Genomic DNA, 21,448 nt, shown 5'->3' with positions numbered 1-21,448 from the left:
AGCGTCTCGCTTTTCTTAATAACGTGAATACTTTAGGTTCACGAGCGGGAGTTAAACCTTTTATTACAGGTTTTGGTTTAAAATTATTAATTAATGAATTTCAACTTCTCAAATAATCCATAATAAGAATCTTTTTGTTTTTTTTCTTTAACCACAAATGGTAAAATAGATGAATCGCATAAATAATATTTCATTCCATTTTCCCAAGATAACCAAACCGATTCATCAATTCTTCCTTTTGAGTACCAAAGATATTCTTCAGCACAAAAATTCAAATAATCTCTTACTAATTTTATTTCATTTGGCGTTAATTGGTATTCGTTATTATCTATATTCTTAGCAACAATTTCATTCAGTAAATTATTAAATTTTTCATCATACTTTTGATTAAATGATATAAATAATTCTTTAAAAATTTTATCGTTTTCAATCATACTTTGTCTAATTCCAAAAGATATCGAAATTCCAGTTGCTATTATCGCAATAGGAATTTCTGGCTTTTCATTAAGAAGATAATAAAGTAGCATCGCAACAATAATAGCGATTGAATTAATTAAAAGTATATCTGTATATTTTTTCATTATAGAAAAAGCTGATTATTTAAATTATTCATTACTTCCTAAAAAATAAATTGGATGTAAAGGCAATAGATTTTTTTGTTCATCATTCATTTTAGAATAATATTCTTGCCATAAAGAAGTAAATCTATTAAAGTCAATTAATTCAATGTGTTCCCTTGAATCTCTTGCTTCTTTTATTGCAGGTTTAGAGAATGTTCCTGACGTAACAAATATTCCCACATCTGTATTACGCTTTAATGTTCCTGCTAATTTCTGCACTTCATCAGAAGAAATATTATCATTTGGTTTGTGCTTTACTTGTACAATAATACGTGGTTGTTTTGTTCCTAAAGCATCTGTAAATGCTATAATATCAATTCCTCCGTCTGGACCTCTTTGTGCTATTTCAGAAATAAAATAGCCCATCGCCTTTAATAATCCTGCAACTAAATCTTGAAACTCATAGGGGTTTTTACTAATTACAAAGTTTCTAATACCGTTATAGGCTTGCTCTTCATATTGGCTTATTATAGCCTCTTGCGCTTGATGTGTATTTTCTTCGGTAATATCTTTTTCTGCAACGCCCTCCTTAGTTATTTGTTTTTTTCGGTTTCCATCCCATTCACGATAAAGTTCTGTTGCTGTTTTTAATAAATTTTCTTGACCAAGTTTTATAGCAGTCTCTCCCTCATCAGTCAATATCCAAATTCCTTTATTTTTGCGTAGATAGCCAGCTTTCATGCAGTCTATCGTAAAAAACCTCAAAACTGATTCCCACCGAATATTCCCTGTTTTTTCTAACCTATCATTTTCGTATTCATCAAAAGTTACAGTTTCTCTAATTTTTTCAATAACGTCTTTTCCAAGCATTTCACCTCCAGCTTCTTTTAAAATATTAAAGGCTGCAAAAATGGTTTTTTCTGCTATTTTCTGTGATTTTGATTTTGCCATCTTTTTGTAATTTACTTTAATTCTTGATTTGCTAATATATATAAACATTTAAGAATAAAAATATGGATAACCGTAATCCTTATAATTTTATCAAACAAAAAACCTCTCAACTATCTGAGAGGTTCTTCTATATCAATAAAAAAATAAAAATAATTACATATTCCTTCTATACTGCCCGCCAACTTCAAACAACGCCGAAGTAATCTGGCCTAAAGAACAAACCTTTGCCGCTTCCATTAAATGATCGAATAAGTTTTCGTTTTTAATAGCCGCTTGCTGTAAATTATTTAAATGTTCGTTTACTTTTTCTTCGTGGAATTTATGCAGATTATCCAGCATCGTAATTTGATATTGTTTTTCTTCTTCGGTAGCACGAATAACCTCAGCCGGAATTACCGTTGGCGAACCTTTTGAGCTCAGGAATGTATTTACACCAACAATTGGGAAATCTCCGTTGTGTTTTAAAGTTTCGTAATACAAACTCTCTTCCTGAATTTTAGATCTTTGGTACATCGTTTCCATTGCACCTAGAACGCCGCCTCTTTCTGTGATTCTGTCGAATTCTTGTAAAACCGCAGCTTCAACTAAATCAGTTAATTCTTCGATGATGAACGAACCTTGAATTGGGTTTTCATTTTTGGCTAAACCTAATTCTTTATTAATAATCAGCTGAATTGCCATGGCACGGCGTACAGATTCTTCCGTTGGCGTTGTAATTGCTTCGTCGTATGCGTTTGTGTGCAATGAATTACAGTTATCATAAATGGCATATAAAGCCTGTAAAGTTGTTCTAATATCATTAAAATCAATTTCCTGCGCGTGTAACGAACGTCCAGATGTCTGAATATGATATTTCAGCATTTGTGCTCTTTCGTTGGCTCCGTATTTGTTCTTCATGGCTTTTGCCCAAATTTTACGCGCCACACGACCAATTACTGAATATTCAGGATCAACTCCGTTGGAGAAAAAGAACGATAAGTTTGGTCCAAAATCGTTAATGCTCATACCACGGCTCAAATAATATTCCACGTAAGTGAAACCATTTGAAAGCGTAAAAGCCAGCTGCGTAATTGGGTTTGCTCCCGCCTCGGCAATATGATATCCTGAAATCGAAACCGAATAGAAATTACGAACGTTTTTGGTAATAAAATATTCCTGAACATCACCCATTAATCGCAAAGCAAATTCAGTTGAGAAAATACAAGTATTCTGCGCCTGATCTTCTTTTAAAATATCAGCCTGAACCGTTCCACGAACTTGAGCTAACGTTTTTACTTTTATTTCGTTATAAACCTCCAAAGGTAAAACTTGATCGCCCGTAACGCCCAAAAGCATTAATCCTAAACCGTTGTTTCCAGCAGGAAGTTCGCCTTGGTATTTAGGTCTTTCGATTCCTTTATCCTTATATAATTTGTTGATTTTTGCTTCAACTTCTTTTTCTAAATCATTTGCTTTGATGTAAATCTCACATTGCTGATCGATTGCGGCATTCATAAAGAAACCTAACAACATTGGCGCAGGACCGTTAATCGTCATACTTACCGAAGTCAATGCATGAACCAAATCGAAACCTGAATACAGTTTTTTGGCATCGTCTAGACAGCAGATTGAAACTCCTGCATTTCCGATTTTTCCGTAAATATCTGGACGCAAATCTGGATCGTTTCCGTATAAAGTTACGCTGTCAAAAGCCGTAGAAAGACGTTTTGCAGGCATTCCCGCACTTACGTAGTGAAAACGTTTATTGGTCCTTTCTGGTCCGCCCTCGCCCGCAAACATTCTTGACGGATCTTCGCCTTCACGCTTAAACGGATACAATCCCGAAGCAAAAGGAAATTCTCCAGGAACATTTTCCTGTAAATTCCAACGCAAGATATCGCCCCAACCTTCATATTTGGGCAAAGCAATTTTCGGAATTTGTAAATGCGATAAACTTTCAGAATGCGTTGCAATCTTGATTTCTTTATCACGAACTTTAAACGAGTAAACTGGATTTTTGTATTTGGCTACTTTTTCATCCCAATTCAGGATAATTTCCCAGTTGTACGGATCTAAATCCATTTTTACTTTATCAAACTGATTAAGCAAAAGATTTAAAAAGATTCTGTTTTCATCGTGTTCAGCAATTCCGCTTGGTAAAACTGTAGAATCGTCAATTCCTGCTTTATTAATTTGAGGAACTTTTCCAGAAACCGATTCGATGGTTTTGAAAATTCCGTATAGTTTCTGCGCTACTTTTTGCTGAGAAAGGGCGATTTCATCATAAGATCTGTTATTCTCTGCAATTTCAGATAAATAACGCGTTCTGTGTGGCGGAATCACGAAGATTTTCTCGCTCATTTCTTTTGTGATTTCAAAAGTCGATTTCAAATCAGAATCGGTTTTTTCAACCACTTTATCCATAATCGCTTTGTAAAGCGTGTTCATTCCTGGATCGTTAAACTGCGAAGCAATCGTTCCGAAAACGGGCATTTCGTCTGGACTTTTCTCCCAAAGATTATGGTTTCTTTGATATTGTTTTTTAACATCGCGCAAGGCATCAAGCGCGCCGCGTTTATCAAATTTATTTAAAGCTACTAAATCGGCAAAATCAAGCATGTCGATTTTTTCCAATTGTGTTGCCGCTCCAAACTCTGGTGTCATTACATATAAGGATACATCAGAATGATCCATAATTTCGGTATCAGACTGACCAATTCCTGAAGTTTCCAAAATAATCAAATCGTATTTTGCGACTTTTAGAACCTGAATTGCTTCGGCTACATATTTAGACAAAGCCAAATTCGACTGACGAGTTGCCAGCGAACGCATATAAACACGAGGATTATTTATGGCATTCATACGGATTCTATCTCCTAAAAGTGCTCCTCCTGTTTTTCTCTTAGAAGGATCGACAGAAATTAATCCGATTGTTTTTTCTGGAAAATCAATCAAAAATCGACGAACCAATTCGTCAACCAAAGAAGATTTTCCTGCACCACCCGTTCCTGTAATTCCTAAAACTGGAATTTTAGAAGTAGCATTGCTTTCGTGAATTTTATCAAAAACAGGTTTTGCTATTTCTGGGAAATTTTCTGCTGCAGAAATTAAACGCGCAATTGCGGTTGGAATTTTATTTTCGATATGATCGATTTCTCCGTTTAGTTTATCTCCAATAGGAAAATCAGCACGCTGTACCAAATCATTAATCATTCCTTGAAGTCCTAAAGAACGGCCATCATCTGGAGAATAAATTCTAGTAATACCATATTCATGCAATTCTGATATCTCACTTGGAAGGATTACTCCACCTCCGCCTCCGAAGATTTTAATATGCCCCGCTCCTTTTTCGCGAAGCAAATCATACATATATTTAAAGTATTCATTATGTCCGCCTTGATACGAAGTCATTGCAATGGCGTTGGCATCTTCTTGAATAGCGGTATTTACCACTTCTTCAACGCTTCTGTCATGACCAAGGTGAATTACTTCGACCCCAGTTGACTGAATAATACGGCGCATAATATTGATGGCGGCATCATGTCCGTCAAAAAGTGAAGCAGCGGTAACAATTCTTACTTTATTTTTAGGAATATATGGTATTTGTTGTTCCATTTTATGAATATGATAATTTTAAGCGACCAATGTACAAATTATTTTAATATTTGATTAGCCAAATAGCATTATGTTAATAAAAAAGAAAATATTTTTTCTTCAATATAAAGGTAACAATTCTTGATACTAATTGATCTAAGTTAAGGAAAGCTTAAAGACATGGCAATTTCGCAACATTTAAATAAAATCTGGAAACACGTTTTGAGTACTCCCATAGTAATTTAGCATTGTAGAAAAGCCCCAAATTTTTACCAACGACTTACGTAGAAAAGTAATAACGTAAAAATTAAAAAAATGAAAACATTTTATTCATTCACCGTAATTTTAAGTTTGAGTTTTTTTGTATTTTCTTTTAACAGAATTGAAAACAACAGTTTTAAATATAAAAAAGCTTCAAATAATTTAACCGTTTACCACAATCAAAATGATGTAAACGAAATTTCGAACGATTTCTTCAAAAGATATTCAGATTTGAAAAGATATAAATCTGATGTCATGTCATTATACAAAACTAGAACTCTTGGCACAATCTGGTTTGACGAAAACGAAATCAACGAATTTGGCTCTGCTTTGTATGAAAAAGCAAAAAAAACAAATGATTTAATTATTCCTTATCAAAAAGAAATAGACCAATTGTTTAGTTCTTCATCAGATAAAAGCACACTTTCTCAAACTGATGCTGATATGCTTTTGAGCTCATTATATATAGTGTACGCCAAAAAAAGTAATGCCGACAAGAAAAAACTAGCTTATGATACTATGCTAAAAGATTTCTTAAACTACAGCACTTTAGAAGAGGAAGAAAAAACAGCAGTTGCATCAAATGAAAAAGTAGAATTTGAGCAGTATTACAAATTGCAAGATGTTCTGAAAAAATACAAAAGATTAGAAAAATCTAGCAAATACAAACCTATTGTTCCGGCAGAGTCTCCTTATAAAGAGTTGCGTCCAGATGCTGTTTCCAGCACTATTTCGCAAGTTAGAACTCGTTTGTACTTATTAGGAGATTTGAAAACAGATTCTAAAAGCGATATTTACGATCGTGAATTGATGGATGCTGTGATGAAATACAAAGTTCGTAACGGATTTAAACCCAATTACATTTTGGCAGAAGAGCATATTAACGAAATGAATATTCCGCTTGAAGATAAAGTGGCAACTTTAAAACTTAACATGGAAAGATGCCGTGAGATTTCGGCTCAAATTGCTGCCACCGATGAGTATGTTTTGGTTAATGTTCCTTCTTATGAATTGTTTTATGTTAAGAACGGAAAAGTAGTATTGAAATCGAGTGTTTTTGTTGGAGCTCCTCTTACCAAAACAACCATTTTTAATGGAGAAATTGACCGAATTGTATTTAGCCCTTACTGGACAGTACCACAAAGTATTGTACAAAACGAGTTGAGATCTAAAATTGCTGCAGATCCAAATTATCTCGCAGAGAAAAACATGGAAATGGTTAATGGTCAAGTACGACAAAAACCAGGTCCAGATAACTCTTTAGGATTGGTAAAATTTATGTTCCCAAATCCTGATGATATTTATATGCACGATACGCCATCTAAAACTCTGTTCGATTTTGAAAAAAGAACTTTCAGCCACGGATGTATTAATGTAAAAATGGCAAAAGAATTGGCTGTTGCCATGCTGAAAGATTATCCAGAATGGAATCAGGCAAAAATTGACAAAGCGATGGCGGGTAAAGTAGAAAACAGTTTTAAACTATCTAAAAAAGTACCAATTTTCATTACTTATTTTACTTCATTGGTAAATGAAAACGGAGAAATTGGTTTCTTTCAAGATGTTTACGAAAAAGATGCAGAATTGAATAATCAATTGTCTCTTACTGTAAATTAATACAAAACGACATACATAAAATAATAATCGGGAATTCATTCAGTTGAGTTTCCGATTTTTTTATTTAAAAAATGTCTTAAGTTATTAGTTTTAAAACTTTTAAAGCCTTTTATATTTTTATTTCTGTCGCAACTTTGCATCGTAATACTACCACTAGCATTAAATTAAAAACAATAGATCATGAAAACAGAAAATATTGAAGGTTTATCATTGTTTGAAATAAATTTATTGATACAACAAGGCGGAAGATTTGTAATGTTTCCAAATCTGATGACAAAACTTAAAGGTTACACTATTTATTTTATTCGTCCTGACGAAAAAACAATTAAATACGCATTAAAACATTTCTTTAAAAATATAACGCTTGGCTGGCGCGCACTTCTGTTAAGGCCATCTTACATTTCAAAATCCTTATTCTATTTGACATTTGGCGGTAAAGATTGCACTCAGTATATTTTAGCCAATTTAAAACAGATTAATCCAATCAATAACCCCAATTTATACTGTTTACAGTACGTTTAAATACCTTTTTTGTCCCATAAATTTTTAATTGTACAATTTGAAAATAAAAAAGCATCAAAGTAACGGGAAAACCTACATCCTGAAAACAAATACTTGTAATGCTTATTAGTACAAAATTTAAAATCATCTTAATATTTTATAAGGTGATTTTTTTTTGTCTTATTCTATTATTTTTAAAACCTTTTGAGACTGGTTTGATTATGTGTTAGAGAGAGATTTGCAAATCTTTTTTAATAGAAAATCAACAATGAAAAAATACATATTAATTTCTAGTCTTATTGTCTCAATCCTCCTTACTTCATGTAATAATTTCAAATCAGAAAGCTCAATTACTTCCGACGGTATTAGCAAACCTAAACCGCCAAAGGCCGTAGGTCCTCCACGTATATTATTTATTGGAAATAGTCATATGGAATATTTTGTAAGCAGTCCCACTCTATTTCAGGAATTATGTAATGCCAATAATCAAAATATAAATATTCAGCAGCTGATAACAATAGGTGTTCCGCTCAATAAAGTTTATTTCACTAATAAAACAGAGGCCGACCAAAATTTTTCCAATATAGATAAGGATGGAAACTATTATGATTATGTTATAATTCAGGAATCGACACCAATTGCACTAACAAATCTTTCTAAGTATAGAGACAACTTGAAATTATTTGCAGAAAAAATACATAAGAACAGCCCAGATGCCGCAATTTATGTTTATCAAAATATGTCTCCCTTATCTTTTGCAAACTCAGAATACAATAATTATTATACAGAACTACGTAAAAATACCATTCTAGCTGCCGCTTTTATTAAAAATGCAGGTGTATTAAGAGTAGGTGACGCTGTTAAAGATGCATATGAAGGCCAAAGCGGTTATAAGTATCTAACAGGTAATAAAGACAATCTCCGTGACGGCAAAAGCACTCTTCATTTTATAAACGATGGCGGTTTTTTACAGGCCGTTTTAATATATTCTACAATATTTGATAAAACACCAATTATCCCTAAAAAACTTCTTTTAAGTACGGGAACTGGTGATAATGACAATATGAGAAAGCAAGAAGTAGCAAAAGCAGTGACCAATCCTAAGGCTCTGGAGGAAATTGCTTTTAGTAATAGATAAATTAGCTTAAATCTGCTTATTGGATTTCATATCAAATTCTCAATGCACAATTTAATGTCCTAAACTAACACTTTTAAAACTTATCAAGGTCCTAATTGTTGTCGATTAAAAAGAGATTTGCCAAAAATTTTTTTATCTAAAAAAATAGTGAACCTTTTTAATTAAAATTACAATGAAAAAACACTTTTTAGTATTTGGTATTGTTGCAATCCTTTTTTCAGCTTGCAATAACAAAACGACTTCTACTGAAAATTCGACAGCAACTTCAGAGAAAATGGCACATCCTAAAGCTCCAAAAGCAGAAGGAAGTCCAAGAATATTATTTATCGGAAACAGCCATACTGAATTTTTTGTAAGTGCTCCTGTATTGTTTGGTGAAATTTGTAAAGCGAACAATCAGCCAATGATCATTGATCAATTGGTTACTATGGGCGTTTCTGTTGAAAAAATTTATGCAGATCATAAAAAACAAGCCGATGAAAACTTTGCCAAAACAGATAAAGATGGAAATTATTATGATTATGTAGTTATTCAGGAATCTACTCCCGTTGCGGGTGGAGAACCAAATAAATATAAATCGAATGTCGATATGATTGTGGAAAAAATACGCAAAAATAGTCCCGATGTAGCCATTTATATTTACGAAGGAATGTCTCCAACTCCATTTACTGATGCTGATTACAATGAATTATATGACGTAATGCGTGAAAATGCTATTTCTGTCGTAGAATCTACCAAAAATTCAGGTTTGCTAAGAGTTGGCGATGCTATTAACGATGCCTATAATGGCAAAAATGGTTATAAATATTTAGTAGCCAACAAAGATAACCTTCGTTATGGAGAAAACACATTACATCTTTTAAATGATGGCGGTTATTTGCAAGGAGCATTGCTTTTTGCAACAATATTCGATAAGAAACCGATAATGCCAAAAGAACTTACTTTATGTACTGGAACTGGAGATAATGACGATATGAAAAAACAAGATGTCAGCAAAGCAATTAGTAATCCTAAAGCTTTAGAAGAAATTGCTTTTAGTAACAGATAAGTTTTTAAATAATAGTAATTTAAAAAAATCACCTTGTAAAATTTATAAGGTGATTTTTTATTTAATATAAAACACTGAATATCAATTAAATTTATTCTTATTTTAGCTTTATCAATTTCACCTAAAACTAAATTTATGGAAGATTCAAACGAGTTAGTACAAAGACAGAGCTGGCTAAACAGAAACTGGAAATGGTTTATTCCCAGCGGATGTTTGACGCTTTTAGTATTAGCGGCTTTATTTATTGGAGGAATTTTCTATGAAGTAACTTCGGTTCTTAAAGATTCGGAAGCCTATAAAGAATCTATGATAGCTGTAGAGAATAATAAACTCGTAGTGGAAAAACTCGGTTCGCCTGTCGAAACAGACGGAATGGTTTCTGGAACCGTCACTTCACATAATGAGGTACGAACTTGCGATGTACAGGTTCCGTTGAAAGGTCCGAAAGGCAAGGGAACTTTATTTATTGTAGGCGAAAAAAGAGGTACGTGGAAATACTCTGAAATGTCGGTTTATATTAAAAATACAGATGAGAAAATAGATTTATTGAAAAAATAAAAATAGATTTGACCAAGTAAAATTTATTAAATGAAATCTTTTTTTAGTCTATTCATATTCTTTTTAGTTTGTATCTCTTCTTTTGCACAATCTGCCAAAAATTACCAAGTGTACGCCAATCAAATCAAACAATTCTCAAAACCTTCGAGAATATTGAATAAGAATATTGACGCACATGGAGATGGATATGTTGAATTTACAAATGCTAAAAACCAAATACTTCGTTTCCGATTGCATAATAATAAACTTCAACAAGGATCTTGCAGTATCACTTTTGAAATATATTATTATGAAAACAATTTTCTAAAAAGAATTGAATCGTTTGACAAAAATGGAAATCTAATTGGATGTCTTTTAAAACTGAACGGTGAAGCCATCACAGAATATACAATTGAAAAACCAGATTTGTATCTAAAAAAGAAAAAACTCATTGATGATGCCGAAGGAAACATTAGCATGAAAGATGACTCTAGCGAAAAAATTATTCGTGTTCGTTACTTTAATGCCAATAATGCACCAATAGAACAGCCTAAACCAATTTACATTTCGAGTAAAACCTATTGGGAGTTTAATATTCGAATGTCTTGGCCGTAATTTTGAGACCTAATTTCGCTTATGTTAAGTTTACAACAAAATGTTACTTTGCTTTAAATAAAATTGTGGCGTTGTTTTTGAATAAGTAGTATTTTTGAAACTTAAACAAAAACCCTAAATGAAAAAGATTTTACTATTAGCCGTTACATTTTCGCTTACTTCTTGTGCACAGGTACAACAGACCCTAAATCAACTGCCTCAAATTGCATCTCAGATTCCAAGTTCAGGAACTGTTGATATTGCTTCAGGTTTAAAAGAAGCGCTAAATAAAGGAATTACACAACAAGTGAGTAAATTAACCGCAGTAGATGGTTTTTATAAAAATGAAGCTGTAAAAATTTTAATGCCAGAAGAATTACAAAAAGTAGATGCAACCCTGCGTAAAGTAGGTTTAAGCTCTCTTGCAGATGAAGGAATCAAAATGCTGAACCGCGCTGCAGAAGATGCCGTAAAGGAAGCTACCCCAATTTTTGTTACAGCAGTAAAAAACATGAGTTTTACAGATGCTAAAAACATTCTTTTAGGAAGCGACAACGCAGCAACAAATTATTTACAAGGAAGCACAACAACTTCATTATATGCCAAATTTAATCCTGTAATTAAAAGCTCTTTCGAAAAAGTAGGAGCCGATGCTGTCTGGACAAAAATTATAAACAAATACAACACAATTCCATTAGTAAAAAAAGTAAATCCAGATTTGACTGATTACACAACCAATCAAGCTCTTACTGGTGTTTTTAAAATGATTGCTGTTGAAGAAAAAGAAATTAGAAACAATATTTCTGCAAGAACAACACCTTTATTACAAAAGGTTTTTGCTCTGCAAGATGGAAAATAGTTTTATTCTGTTTAAATGTTTAATCGTTTATTCGTGTAATCGAACAAACGGTTAAACAAATTATCGATTAACCGATTAACCAAAAAACGAAATGCAAAAAATTACCATACTCATTCATTGCAAAGATCAGAAGAATATTATTGCTTCAGTTACTACTTTTATTGCTAAGGTCGGAGGAAATATTACTTATATCGACCAGCATGTGGACGTAGAACAAAATGTGTTTTTTATGCGTCTGGAATGTGAATTCGAAAATTCGACTATCACAGTTGAAAGTTTTAAAGAAGACTTTAACAAAACTCTTGCTGTCAAATTTGACATGTCTTGGGATTTGTACAATCAGGAGCAAAAACCTAAAATGGCTTTATTTGTTTCTAAATACGATCATTGCTTGTTTGACATTTTGGGTCGTTATAGTGCTGATGAATTAGGGGTCGAAATCCCTATGATTATTAGCAATCATAACGATTTACGTTCAATTGCAGAGCGTTTTGATATTCCTTTTCACTATGTTCCTTTCACAAAAGACAACAAAGAAGAAGGAGAAGCAAGACAAATAGAACTTTTGAAAAGATATCAAATCAATTTTATTGTTTTGGCGCGTTACATGCAGATCGTGACTCCAAAATTGATTTCGCTTTACGAAAATAAAATCATCAATATTCACCATTCGTTTTTACCTGCTTTTCCAGGTGCGAAACCGTATCATTCGGCTTTTAAACGTGGGGTAAAAATTATTGGTGCAACAAGCCATTACGTAACAGAAGAATTAGACGAAGGTCCGATCATTGAACAAGATATTGCAAGGGTTTCTCATATTCACTCTGTAGAAGATTTTATCATGAAAGGACGTGATTTGGAACGCATCGTTTTAGCAAGAGCAATTAAACTGCATGCTGAAAGAAAAACAATGGTTTACAGTAATAAGACGGTGGTTTTTTCTTAGATTCTAAGATGCTAAGCTACTAAGGTTCTAAGGTTCTAAGTTTATAATCTTTGTGTGAAATAACAAACCCGACAGGTTTAAAACCTGTCGGGTTTTCTTTTACTTTATAATAGGCTCAAAGATTGGCAACTTAGAAGCTTAGCATCTTAGAAGCTTAGAACCTAAAAAAAAAACTTATCTTGCTTTAATCGCCAATCTAGGATCATCAAAAGCATTTACTTCATCCATTGTCATTCCTAGAGCGTTTGCTACACCTGCACCATAAGCTGGATCGGCTTGGTAACAATTTCTAATATGGCGCACTTGAATAAATTTCTGCGCTCCTCCTACTTGACCCGCTGTATTTTTAAACAAAAGCTGTTTTTTCTCTTCTGTAAGCAAGTTGAATAAAAGTCCTGGCTGAGTAAAATAATCGTTATCGTCTTCTCTAAAATTATGTGCATAAGCATCACCATAAATTGCCAATGGCGGTTCTTTTACTTCTGGCTGATCCTGCCATTCGCCAAAACTATTTGGCTCGTAATGCTTTCTTCCGCCATAATTTCCATCAACACGCATTGCTCCATCTCTGTGGAAACTGTTATACGGACATCTAGAAGCGTTTACCGGAATCTGGTAATTGTTTACTCCTAGACGGTAACGGTGCGCATCTCCGTAAGAGAATAAACGTCCTTGAAGCATTTTGTCTGGAGAAAAACCAATTCCTGGAACTACGTGAGCTGGATTAAATGCTGCCTGTTCTACTTCTGCAAAATAATTTTCTGGATTTTTATTCAATTCGAATTCTCCGACTGGAATTAACGGAAAATCTCCTTTTAACCAAACTTTAGTCAAATCGAATGGATGAAAACGATATGTTCTCGCCTGTTCTTCTGACATAATCTGAACAAACATTTTCCATTTCGGGAAATTACCTTCTTCAATTGCATTAAACAAATCCCTTTGATGGCTTTCTCTGTCTCCACCCACCAATTTAGCAGCTTCTTCATCAGAGAGATTTTCGATTCCCTGTTGCGAAACTAAATGGAATTTTACCCAATGTCTCTCGTTTTGCGCATTGATGAAACTAAAAGTATGGCTTCCAAAACCGTGCATTTCTCTATACGATCTCGGAATTCCACGGTCACTCATTACTATCGTAACTTGGTGGAGAGCCTCTGGCAGTAAAGTCCAAAAATCCCAATTGTTATCAGCACTTCTTAAATTGGTTTTTGGATCACGTTTTACAGCATGGTTCAAGTCAGGAAATTTCATTGGATCACGAAAAAAGAAAACTGGCGTATTATTTCCTACCAAATCCCAATTTCCTTCGTTAGTGTAAAATTTCATGGCAAAACCACGAATGTCTCTTTCGGCGTCAGCAGCGCCTCTTTCTCCTGCAACAGTTGAAAACCGCACAAACATTTCTGTCTTTTTACCAATTTCAGAAAACAAGTCTGCTTTGGAGTATTGAGTAATATCGTGCGTAACAGTAAAAGTTCCGTAAGCCCCAGATCCTTTGGCATGCATTCTTCTTTCGGGAATTACTTCTCGATCAAAATGAGCCATTTTTTCTAAGAACCAAAAATCTTGTAATAAAACGGGGCCGCGAGGACCAGCTGTTTGAATGTTTTGATTGTCTGGAACGGGTGTTCCTGTTGCAGTAGTTAATTTTTTGCTTGATTCCATATTGCTGATTTTTAATGTTTTATCAAATATACAAACTTATCTTGACCATATTCATAAGCAAAATTGATTGTTATTATATTTTAATAACCAAATGTTATTTAACAGTGCAGAAAGCTCAAAACAGTGGTTTGACAAATCTTAACGTATGGTCAACAAAGTAATAACAAAACCTTAACAGCATAAGATTGATATATGTCGGACATTTGTAATGTAATAAACTGGTTATTTATTATTTTGGTTTTGGTTAGTTAAATGATGCCGGCGTCTTCGAGATGCCGGCATTCTTTTTTTATATAAGTTTTGTTTCAGGTTTCATGTTTTCTTTGTTTCAGGTTGCTTTACTTTGAGCATAATTTTAACGCAAAGTGCGCAAAGTTTTTTTACTCAAGAGGTTTTGTGTAAACGCAAAGTTCGCAAAGCTTTGCCTTAAAAACTTTGCGAACTTTGCGAACTTTGCGTAATTCTTTGCGCGCTTTGCGGTTAAACTCTCAACAATATGAACATTAACTTATATCCAACAAAGTAATAACAAGATCTTAACAGCATAAAATTGATTTATGTCGGACATTTGTAATGTAATAAACTGGTTATTTATTATTTTGGTTTTGGTTAGTTAAATAATGCCGGCGTCTTCGAGATGTCGGCATTCTTTTTTTTATATAAGTTTAGTTTCAGGTTTCATGTTTTCTTTTGTTTCAGGTTGCTTTACTTTGAGCATATTTTAACGCAAAGAGCGCTAAGCTTTTTTACTCAAGAGGTTTAGTATAAAACGCAAAGTTCGCAAAGCTTTGCCTTAAAAACTTTGCGAACTTTGCGTAATTCTTTGTGTGCTTTGCGGTAAAAAACACAATCTTTTAAACATTGGCTCATTTTGGATACAACTACACGAGATTTAGATACTTTATAAAAGCAATACTGACGGATCTTTGCTAAATCAATTTTGATTTAAAATTAAAACAGTAATTATGAGTACTATCAAAAAAGTTAATTTAGGAAATCAGGGACTTGTTATTCCTAATATTGGTTTAGGTTGCATGGGAATGAGTCAGATTGCAGGAAATGATATTTATGGTAAAGCAGACGAAACTGAATCTATAAAAACAATACATCGTTCACTTGAATTAGGCGGTAATTTTTTAGATACGGCCGATTTATATGGTCCATTGGCAAATGAAAGATTGATTTCAAAAGCTATAAAAGGAAATCGTGACGCTTACATCATTGCTACAAAATTTGGTTTTGAGATTAATGACAACGAAGAACTTACCTGGCAGTTTAATGGCAAAAAAGAATATGTAAAAAAGGCAGTAGAACGTTCTCTTAAAAATCTTGGAACAGATTATATCGATTTATATTACCTGCACCGCGTTGATCCTAATACTCCAATAGAGGAAACAGTTCAGGCAATGTCTGATTTGGTAAAAGAAGGAAAGGTTGGCTATATTGGCCTTTCTGAAGCTTCTTCTGAAACCATAAGAAAAGCACACAACATTCACCCCCTAACGGCAGTTCAAAGTGAATATTCCCTTTTTGAAAGAAGCATTGAAGAAGACGGAATTATAAAAACATTAGAAGAACTTCAAATTGGTGTAGTAGCTTATTCACCTCTAGGAAGAGGTTTTATTTCGGGAGAAATACAACATCCGCAAGACTTAGCCGAAAATGATTTTAGAAGATCAATTCCTCGTTTTCAAGGAGAACAATTTTATAAAAACATTGAACTTTTAAATGAAATAAAACTTATCGCCGACGAAAGAAAAATTACTGCTTCGCAATTGGCTTTGGCATGGATTGCATCTAAAGGATTTTTAGCCATTCCGGGTACAAAGCGAGTAAAATATGTAGAGCAAAATATTGAGGCTTCTCAGCTTATCCTGACTACTGAAGAATTGAACAGATTAGAAAACATTATTCCTCTTGGAACAATTACCGGAAATCGTTATGATGAATCTGGAATGAAATCTGTTAATCTATAAGAAATCAGAAAAAAAATCTACAGGAAAAGTTATCTTTATGACAGCTTTTCCTGTATTAAACCTAAAGCCATGAAGAAAGAAGATCATACTCCGTATAACATTACCTCTATTTCAGAATTACATCAATTATTACGAATTCCAAAGCCAGATCATCCTTTGGTAAGCTTTGTAAATCTGAGAGATATAAGTTGTCATTTTGATAATAATCTAAAGAGTGTCATTTATAACTTCTATACAATTTCAATTAAAAGAGGATTTAAGGGAAAAATGAGATACGGTCAAAATTATTATGATTTTGATGAAGGTGTCATGACATTTATGGGGCCGGGCCAGATTATTTCTACAGAAGTTCCAATGGATTCTTCTGTATATGGCTCAATGTTAGTCATTCATCCTGATTTTATTCAGAGTTATGCTTTGGCAAAAAAAATAAAAGAGTATGGTTATTTCTCTTATGCTGTTAATGAAGCATTGCATCTTTCAGAAAAAGAAGAAACGATGATTACAGGAATTATGAAGAACATCGAACAAGAATATCTGTCTTCTATTGATGCTTTCAGCCAAGATGTAATGATTTCGCATATTGAACTGCTTCTTAATTATTGCAATCGTTTTTATAACCGACAGTTTATTACCCGAAAAAATGCAAACAATACTCTTTTAACTAAACTGGAACTTCTTCTCTCTGAATATTTTGAAAGTGACAAAGTGCAGCAATTAGGATTACCAACTGTCGCGTATATTTCAGAACAATTAAATGTTACGCCAAATTATCTCAGCGATATGCTGCGCTCTTTGACAGGACAAAGCACACAACATCATATTCATAATAAAATTATTGAAAAGTCCAAAGAACTTCTTACCACAACTACCTTGAGTGTAAGTGAAACTGCTTATAAATTAGGTTTCGAACATCCTCAATCTTTTAATAAGCTTTTCAAAAGTAAAACCACGGTTTCTCCTTTAGAGTTTAGAAATTCATTTAACTAATTCTTCAATCTTTCGTGCAGTAATTTAAAATAAGGGAAAGCCTTCAACAATCTGCTGCCGTGCCAAGAGAACATTTCGCCGTCAACGAAAATGGTTTTAGCGTGATGTGTAAACCTTCCTATTTCGAAAGCATCTTCTTCTTTAAAAGGATATGGCTCTGAAGAAAGAAAAACAATATCAGGATCGCCTTCTAAACGCATTTTCTTTAATTCGATTTCGGGATAACGGCCTTTGTCTTCGTAGATATTTTTAAAATGATTTAGTTTTAGTAACTCATTTATATAGGTATCTTTTCCTGCAACCATGTATGGATTTTTCCAAATAAAATAGGACGCTTTTTTTTCTTTTATATCCTGAATATAATTTTTAAAATCGCTTAAAGCGAAAGTCAATTTGTCATTCCATTTCTGCGCTTCGGTTCTGCAATTGAATAACTGCCCGAAATCTGAAATCATCTGGAAATTATCTTCGACAGTAACAATATTGGTAACCCACACAGGACAAATTACACTTAACTGTTCTACAATCTCCAGTGTGTTTTCTTCTTTATTGCAGATAATAATATCCGGCTCTAAAAGCTTTATTTTTTCAAAGTGAATTTTCTTGGTTCCTCCAACAATCTTTTTAATCGACTTAAAATGAAACGGATGAACACAAAACTTCGTTATTCCGATAATTTTCTCTTCTAAACCTAAATCATACAATAATTCGGTTTGCGATGGAACTAGCGAAATGATACGCTTTGGAGCAGTTTCAAAAGTATGAACGTTTCCTATTTGATCTTTTAACTGTTTCATTTTTTATTTGTTTCAGGTTTTACGTTTAAAGTTGTTGTTGTGTATTTAACCGCAAAGTTCGCTAAGATTTACGCCATGAACGCAAAGAAAATAACTTTGCGTTCATGGCGTAAATCTTAGCGAACTTTGCGGTTAAATTATGTTCAAAGTAAACTTGAAACTTTAAACCTGAAACTTTAAACCAATAATCTCAGCCATTTCCTGCTGTACTTTCAAAGCCTCTTCTCTAGCCTTTTCAGCAAAATCGGTTCCTTTTGAAGCGTAGATAATAGCTCTTGCAGAGTTTACCAAAAGACCAACTTTATCATTCATTCCATATTTGCATACTTCAGATAAGCTTCCGCCTTGAGCGCCAATTCCTGGAACTAGTAGGAAACTGTCTGGAACAATTTTTCTGATTTCAGTAAAATATTCTGCTTTTGTTGCACCGACAACATACATCAGGTTCTCGCTGTTTTTCCAAGTTTTAGAAGTCTCTAGAACTTGTTTGTACAATTCTTTTCCATTAGTATTTAAAGTCTGGAAATCGAAAGCACCTTCATTAGAAGTTAAAGCCAACATAATAGTATGTTTATTTTCGAATGCTAGAAAAGGCTCTACAGAATCTTTTCCCATATATGGAGCAACGGTTACACTATCAAAATTCAGATCTTCAAAAAAAGCTTTCGCATACATGCTAGAAGTGTTTCCGATATCTCCACGCTTTGCATCTGCAATTGTAAAAATATCAGGATAATTTTCGTTGATATAATTGATTGTTTTCTGCAAAGACATCCATCCTTTTATTCCGTATGCTTCAAAAAAAGCGGTGTTTGGTTTGTATCCAACCGTCAGATCGTGCGTTGCATCGATTATCGCTTTATTAAATTCGAAAATAGGATCTTCGGTTTCTAATAAATGCTGCGGAATTTTAGCCAGATCAGGATCTAAACCAACGCATAAAAATGATTTTTTTTGAAGAATTTGTTCGTGTAGTTGTTGTGTTGTCATATTGTATTTTTAGTTCTTCTATTTCAAAGAATTAATTCTTTTTTAAAAGTATGCAAAAATAAAAAAAGCCACTCAATTAAGAATGGCTTTTTACTTTTATCTTCAGAAGCGTTTACAAATTGCCTAAATAAACAATTTCAGTTCTTCTATTTTCTGCTCTTCCTGCAGCTGTTTTATTTGATTTTACAGGTTTTGTCGAACCGTAACCTTTAGAAGTTAAATTCTCTGGATTTACACCTTTTTCGATTAAAAGATCCATCACTACTTTTGCTCTAGCTTCAGATAATTTTTGATTTGCTTTTGCATTTCCAACATTATCTGTATGTCCGTTAATAGCAAATTTTGCATTTGGATAATTTCTTAAGATTTCTTTTATCGCATCTAATCTTCCAGAAGTTTCTCCTTTTTTAGCATCGTTTAAAGTCGCTTTTCCAGTTGTAAAGAAAATAGATCTTGCTTCTACTTTTAGCTGCGCTAAAGTTTCTTTAGTCACTTTTGGACAACCTTTATTATCTGCTGGACCAGCAACTGTTGGACAAGCATCATCCTTATCCAAAACGCCATCCTTATCTGCGTCTAATTCTGGACATCCTTTATTTTCTGCTGCACCTGCTTCGTTCGGGCAAGCATCATCTTTATCCAAAACCCCATCTCCATCAGTATCTGGCCATGGACATCCTTTATTTTCTATAGGTCCAGCAATTGTAGGACATGCATCTACATTATCCAATAAAGTATCTCCGTCACTATCTTTCCAAGGACAACCTTTATTTTCTTTTGGTCCAGCTACATCTATACAAGCATCATCTTTATCAAAAACACCATCTTTATCTGTGTCTGGCCAAGGGCAACCACCATTTTCAGCTGGACCCGCAACTTTTCTACAAGCATCTTCTTTATCAATTACACCGTCTCCGTCTGTATCTTTAAATTGTTTTTCGTAAACTGGAATCTTCATTCCTAAGTGAAAATCAGCTCCTTTAGAGTTGCTAGAAGCTAAATTACTCAAAATAGAACCAGAACCAATAAAGAAAACTCCTGCGCGTAAACCTGCTCCAGCCTGCATACCGCTATATTCCATATAAGTCATTGGCAAATAAAAACTAAACCATCTGCTTTCGTAACGTGGTGTCAGTGTAACTCGATCTGCAATTCCGTAACCGTTCAATTTACTGCCAGAAACCAGGTTAATATCTCCGTTAAGATTCAAATAGAATTTATTGTACATATTCCAATCTGCATCTGCTCGAATAGCAGTTGGCAAATTTGTTTTTACTCCTTTTGAAGTTGAAGTTTTGGTATAATGTTCATTTAAGAAATCATACAAATCTTCTGCGTCATCAATCATTTGTTGCGTCACTACTCCGTTTACATTATAAGTGTCAACTTTTGAGTTTTTATAATTGATAGATCCGATATCTGTTACCGATAAACCGAAACGCAATTTGTATTTATTTAAATCCCTAAAATTATTATCTGCTGGTTTTGCTTTTTTAAGATCATATTGATCATAGTCAGGTCTCCATTCGTAAACCAATCCAAAATCAAAACCAAATCCGCGTGATTTTGAATCAAATTTGTAATCATCATTTGCTTCCCAATCTTGACTTCCTCCAACCGTAACTTCACCATTTGAAATTAAAGAACCTTCTTTTGGATCTGCTGAGTTTTCAATATAAGCCACATTCACATTTTTTCCGTGAACATATGCATTTACACCACCTTGAAGATATTTAGCCGTTAAACCTCCTTTTAAAAAGTGCTGGTCTTTTTGAAACAAAACTGCGGCATATGAAATTCCAAGTTCACCCCAAGAATGAGATGCTGCATTTGGACTTCCTAAATTATAATTGAAGCTATCAGACTGATCTAATCCGTCTTTTACCTGATCTATAAGATACCCGTTAATTTTTCTGATGTTAGAAACAGATCTTGCTCTTGTAAAAACAGCCAGAGAATGTTTTGGCGCAATATTAAACATAAAAGAGGGCCCCATAATATCAAAATTTGCCAATCCGTTGTTAGCATTTTTTGCAGAAACTTTTGACTGGCTTTCAAAATCGTACCCGTCTTTGTAAACATCAAATAGTTTAACACCATATAAGTCATTTTCTACAGCACCACTAATTGAGAACAAATTAATGTCTGTTTTAAAACGTGAATCTACAATAGAAGCTGGATTGAACAAAACACTTTGAACTCCCGCATAGTTGTCATGAAAATAGCCTAAGTAGGATTGTGATTTTGCGGTAAAAGAAATAATTAAAAAAAGTAAAATTGGTAAATGTTTTCTCATTAAATTTAGTTTTAGATGGGCGCAAAACTACAATAATTAAAACCTAAAAGGGTTAAAAAAACATTGAATTCATGTAATTTCTCTGATAAATTATATAAGAAAAAATGGGGTTGTAAAAGTATCTTTGAGAATAACCTAATATACAG

The 21,448-nt window shown here is 33.5% G+C and carries 17 protein-coding genes; 10 read left to right on the top strand and 7 right to left on the bottom strand.

Features of this window, described 5'->3' with window-relative positions; genetic code table 11:
* Nucleotides 1-86: 86 nt before the first annotated feature.
* From BSF41_RS12685 to BSF41_RS12675, 3 genes are all read right to left on the bottom strand, one after another.
* Nucleotides 87-581 (bottom strand): hypothetical protein, encoded by a 495-nt coding sequence (locus BSF41_RS12685; protein ID WP_095929863.1) that lies wholly within the window; start codon nucleotides 579-581, stop codon nucleotides 87-89.
* Nucleotides 582-605: 24 nt separating this feature from the next.
* Nucleotides 606-1,511: a restriction endonuclease gene (locus BSF41_RS12680; protein ID WP_095929988.1), complete on the bottom strand. Its 906-nt coding sequence runs from the start codon at nucleotides 1,509-1,511 to the stop codon at nucleotides 606-608.
* A 153-nt stretch (nucleotides 1,512-1,664) separates the two neighbouring features.
* Nucleotides 1,665-5,105 (bottom strand): methylmalonyl-CoA mutase family protein, encoded by a 3,441-nt coding sequence (locus BSF41_RS12675; RefSeq protein WP_095929862.1) that lies wholly within the window; start codon nucleotides 5,103-5,105, stop codon nucleotides 1,665-1,667.
* Between the two features lie 294 nt (nucleotides 5,106-5,399).
* On the opposite strand from BSF41_RS12675, the gene BSF41_RS12670 reads away from it, so the two are divergent.
* From BSF41_RS12670 to purU, 8 genes are all read left to right on the top strand, one after another.
* Nucleotides 5,400-6,962 (top strand): L,D-transpeptidase family protein, encoded by a 1,563-nt coding sequence (locus BSF41_RS12670; RefSeq protein WP_095929861.1) that lies wholly within the window; start codon nucleotides 5,400-5,402, stop codon nucleotides 6,960-6,962.
* A 180-nt stretch (nucleotides 6,963-7,142) separates the two neighbouring features.
* Nucleotides 7,143-7,484, top strand: a complete 342-nt coding sequence (locus BSF41_RS12665; RefSeq protein ID WP_095929860.1) for a hypothetical protein — start codon at nucleotides 7,143-7,145, stop codon at nucleotides 7,482-7,484.
* A 247-nt stretch (nucleotides 7,485-7,731) separates the two neighbouring features.
* The gene (locus BSF41_RS12660) at nucleotides 7,732-8,601 is read left to right on the top strand and encodes a hypothetical protein (RefSeq protein ID WP_095929859.1); all 870 of its coding nucleotides are present in this window, start codon (nucleotides 7,732-7,734) and stop codon (nucleotides 8,599-8,601) included.
* Nucleotides 8,602-8,773: 172 nt separating this feature from the next.
* Nucleotides 8,774-9,649, top strand: a complete 876-nt coding sequence (locus BSF41_RS12655) for a hypothetical protein (RefSeq protein WP_095929858.1) — start codon at nucleotides 8,774-8,776, stop codon at nucleotides 9,647-9,649.
* Between the two features lie 135 nt (nucleotides 9,650-9,784).
* Nucleotides 9,785-10,207: a cytochrome c oxidase assembly factor Coa1 family protein gene (locus BSF41_RS12650; protein ID WP_095929857.1), complete on the top strand. Its 423-nt coding sequence runs from the start codon at nucleotides 9,785-9,787 to the stop codon at nucleotides 10,205-10,207.
* A gap of 30 nt (nucleotides 10,208-10,237) precedes the next feature.
* On the top strand, nucleotides 10,238-10,801 hold the full coding sequence (locus BSF41_RS12645; RefSeq protein WP_095929856.1) for a hypothetical protein: 564 nt from the start codon (nucleotides 10,238-10,240) through the stop codon (nucleotides 10,799-10,801).
* Nucleotides 10,802-10,919: 118 nt separating this feature from the next.
* Nucleotides 10,920-11,639 (top strand): DUF4197 domain-containing protein, encoded by a 720-nt coding sequence (locus tag BSF41_RS12640; RefSeq protein WP_095929855.1) that lies wholly within the window; start codon nucleotides 10,920-10,922, stop codon nucleotides 11,637-11,639.
* Between the two features lie 91 nt (nucleotides 11,640-11,730).
* Nucleotides 11,731-12,585 (top strand): formyltetrahydrofolate deformylase, encoded by an 855-nt coding sequence (gene purU, locus BSF41_RS12635; RefSeq protein ID WP_095929854.1) that lies wholly within the window; start codon nucleotides 11,731-11,733, stop codon nucleotides 12,583-12,585.
* A 174-nt stretch (nucleotides 12,586-12,759) separates the two neighbouring features.
* Here the strand turns inward: purU and BSF41_RS12630 are convergent, their stop codons facing one another.
* Nucleotides 12,760-14,253, bottom strand: a complete 1,494-nt coding sequence (locus BSF41_RS12630; protein WP_095929853.1) for a catalase — start codon at nucleotides 14,251-14,253, stop codon at nucleotides 12,760-12,762.
* 965 nt (nucleotides 14,254-15,218) lie between these two features.
* Here BSF41_RS12630 and BSF41_RS12625 point away from each other — a divergent pair.
* Together BSF41_RS12625 and BSF41_RS12620 are read left to right on the top strand one after the other, a co-directional pair.
* Nucleotides 15,219-16,229 carry an aldo/keto reductase gene (locus BSF41_RS12625; RefSeq protein WP_095929852.1) on the top strand — a complete coding sequence of 337 codons (1,011 nt, stop codon included), beginning with the start codon at nucleotides 15,219-15,221 and terminating at the stop codon, nucleotides 16,227-16,229.
* Between the two features lie 69 nt (nucleotides 16,230-16,298).
* Nucleotides 16,299-17,219: an AraC family transcriptional regulator gene (locus BSF41_RS12620; RefSeq protein ID WP_095929851.1), complete on the top strand. Its 921-nt coding sequence runs from the start codon at nucleotides 16,299-16,301 to the stop codon at nucleotides 17,217-17,219.
* Here BSF41_RS12620 and BSF41_RS12615 read toward each other — a convergent pair.
* From BSF41_RS12615 to BSF41_RS12605, 3 genes are all read right to left on the bottom strand, one after another.
* Nucleotides 17,216-18,016: an ABC transporter substrate-binding protein gene (locus BSF41_RS12615; RefSeq protein ID WP_095929850.1), complete on the bottom strand. Its 801-nt coding sequence runs from the start codon at nucleotides 18,014-18,016 to the stop codon at nucleotides 17,216-17,218. The genes BSF41_RS12620 and BSF41_RS12615 overlap by 4 nt on opposite strands.
* Before the next feature lie 162 nt (nucleotides 18,017-18,178).
* On the bottom strand, nucleotides 18,179-19,006 hold the full coding sequence (pyrF, locus tag BSF41_RS12610) for an orotidine-5'-phosphate decarboxylase (protein WP_095929849.1): 828 nt from the start codon (nucleotides 19,004-19,006) through the stop codon (nucleotides 18,179-18,181).
* Between the two features lie 112 nt (nucleotides 19,007-19,118).
* The gene (locus BSF41_RS12605) at nucleotides 19,119-21,302 is read right to left on the bottom strand and encodes an OmpA family protein (RefSeq protein WP_095929848.1); all 2,184 of its coding nucleotides are present in this window, start codon (nucleotides 21,300-21,302) and stop codon (nucleotides 19,119-19,121) included.
* Nucleotides 21,303-21,448 lie beyond the last annotated feature (146 nt).

Origin of the sequence: Flavobacterium sp. ACN2 (assembly GCF_002303885.1) — a bacterium.
GTDB lineage: Bacteria > Bacteroidota > Bacteroidia > Flavobacteriales > Flavobacteriaceae > Flavobacterium.
Note: the sequence above shows the minus strand (reverse complement) of the source record. Positions and strands in the feature narration are given on the sequence as shown.

What these genes read in the sequence shown, in the direction of transcription:
- BSF41_RS12625 (WP_095929852.1), top strand. Translation starts at nt 15,219, where the DNA reads ATGAGTACTATCAAAAAAGTTAATTTAGGAAATCAGGGACTTGTTATT.
- BSF41_RS12605 (WP_095929848.1), bottom strand. Translation starts at nt 21,302, where the DNA reads ATGAGAAAACATTTACCAATTTTACTTTTTTTAATTATTTCTTTTACC.
- BSF41_RS12685 (WP_095929863.1), bottom strand. Translation starts at nt 581, where the DNA reads ATGAAAAAATATACAGATATACTTTTAATTAATTCAATCGCTATTATT.
- BSF41_RS12620 (WP_095929851.1), top strand. Translation starts at nt 16,299, where the DNA reads ATGAAGAAAGAAGATCATACTCCGTATAACATTACCTCTATTTCAGAA.
- BSF41_RS12670 (WP_095929861.1), top strand. Translation starts at nt 5,400, where the DNA reads ATGAAAACATTTTATTCATTCACCGTAATTTTAAGTTTGAGTTTTTTT.
- BSF41_RS12680 (WP_095929988.1), bottom strand. Translation starts at nt 1,511, where the DNA reads ATGGCAAAATCAAAATCACAGAAAATAGCAGAAAAAACCATTTTTGCA.
- BSF41_RS12650 (WP_095929857.1), top strand. Translation starts at nt 9,785, where the DNA reads ATGGAAGATTCAAACGAGTTAGTACAAAGACAGAGCTGGCTAAACAGA.
- BSF41_RS12645 (WP_095929856.1), top strand. Translation starts at nt 10,238, where the DNA reads ATGAAATCTTTTTTTAGTCTATTCATATTCTTTTTAGTTTGTATCTCT.
- purU (WP_095929854.1), top strand. Translation starts at nt 11,731, where the DNA reads ATGCAAAAAATTACCATACTCATTCATTGCAAAGATCAGAAGAATATT.
- BSF41_RS12655 (WP_095929858.1), top strand. Translation starts at nt 8,774, where the DNA reads ATGAAAAAACACTTTTTAGTATTTGGTATTGTTGCAATCCTTTTTTCA.
- BSF41_RS12675 (WP_095929862.1), bottom strand. Translation starts at nt 5,105, where the DNA reads ATGGAACAACAAATACCATATATTCCTAAAAATAAAGTAAGAATTGTT.
- BSF41_RS12615 (WP_095929850.1), bottom strand. Translation starts at nt 18,016, where the DNA reads ATGAAACAGTTAAAAGATCAAATAGGAAACGTTCATACTTTTGAAACT.
- BSF41_RS12630 (WP_095929853.1), bottom strand. Translation starts at nt 14,253, where the DNA reads ATGGAATCAAGCAAAAAATTAACTACTGCAACAGGAACACCCGTTCCA.
- BSF41_RS12660 (WP_095929859.1), top strand. Translation starts at nt 7,732, where the DNA reads ATGAAAAAATACATATTAATTTCTAGTCTTATTGTCTCAATCCTCCTT.
- BSF41_RS12665 (WP_095929860.1), top strand. Translation starts at nt 7,143, where the DNA reads ATGAAAACAGAAAATATTGAAGGTTTATCATTGTTTGAAATAAATTTA.
- pyrF (WP_095929849.1), bottom strand. Translation starts at nt 19,006, where the DNA reads ATGACAACACAACAACTACACGAACAAATTCTTCAAAAAAAATCATTT.
- BSF41_RS12640 (WP_095929855.1), top strand. Translation starts at nt 10,920, where the DNA reads ATGAAAAAGATTTTACTATTAGCCGTTACATTTTCGCTTACTTCTTGT.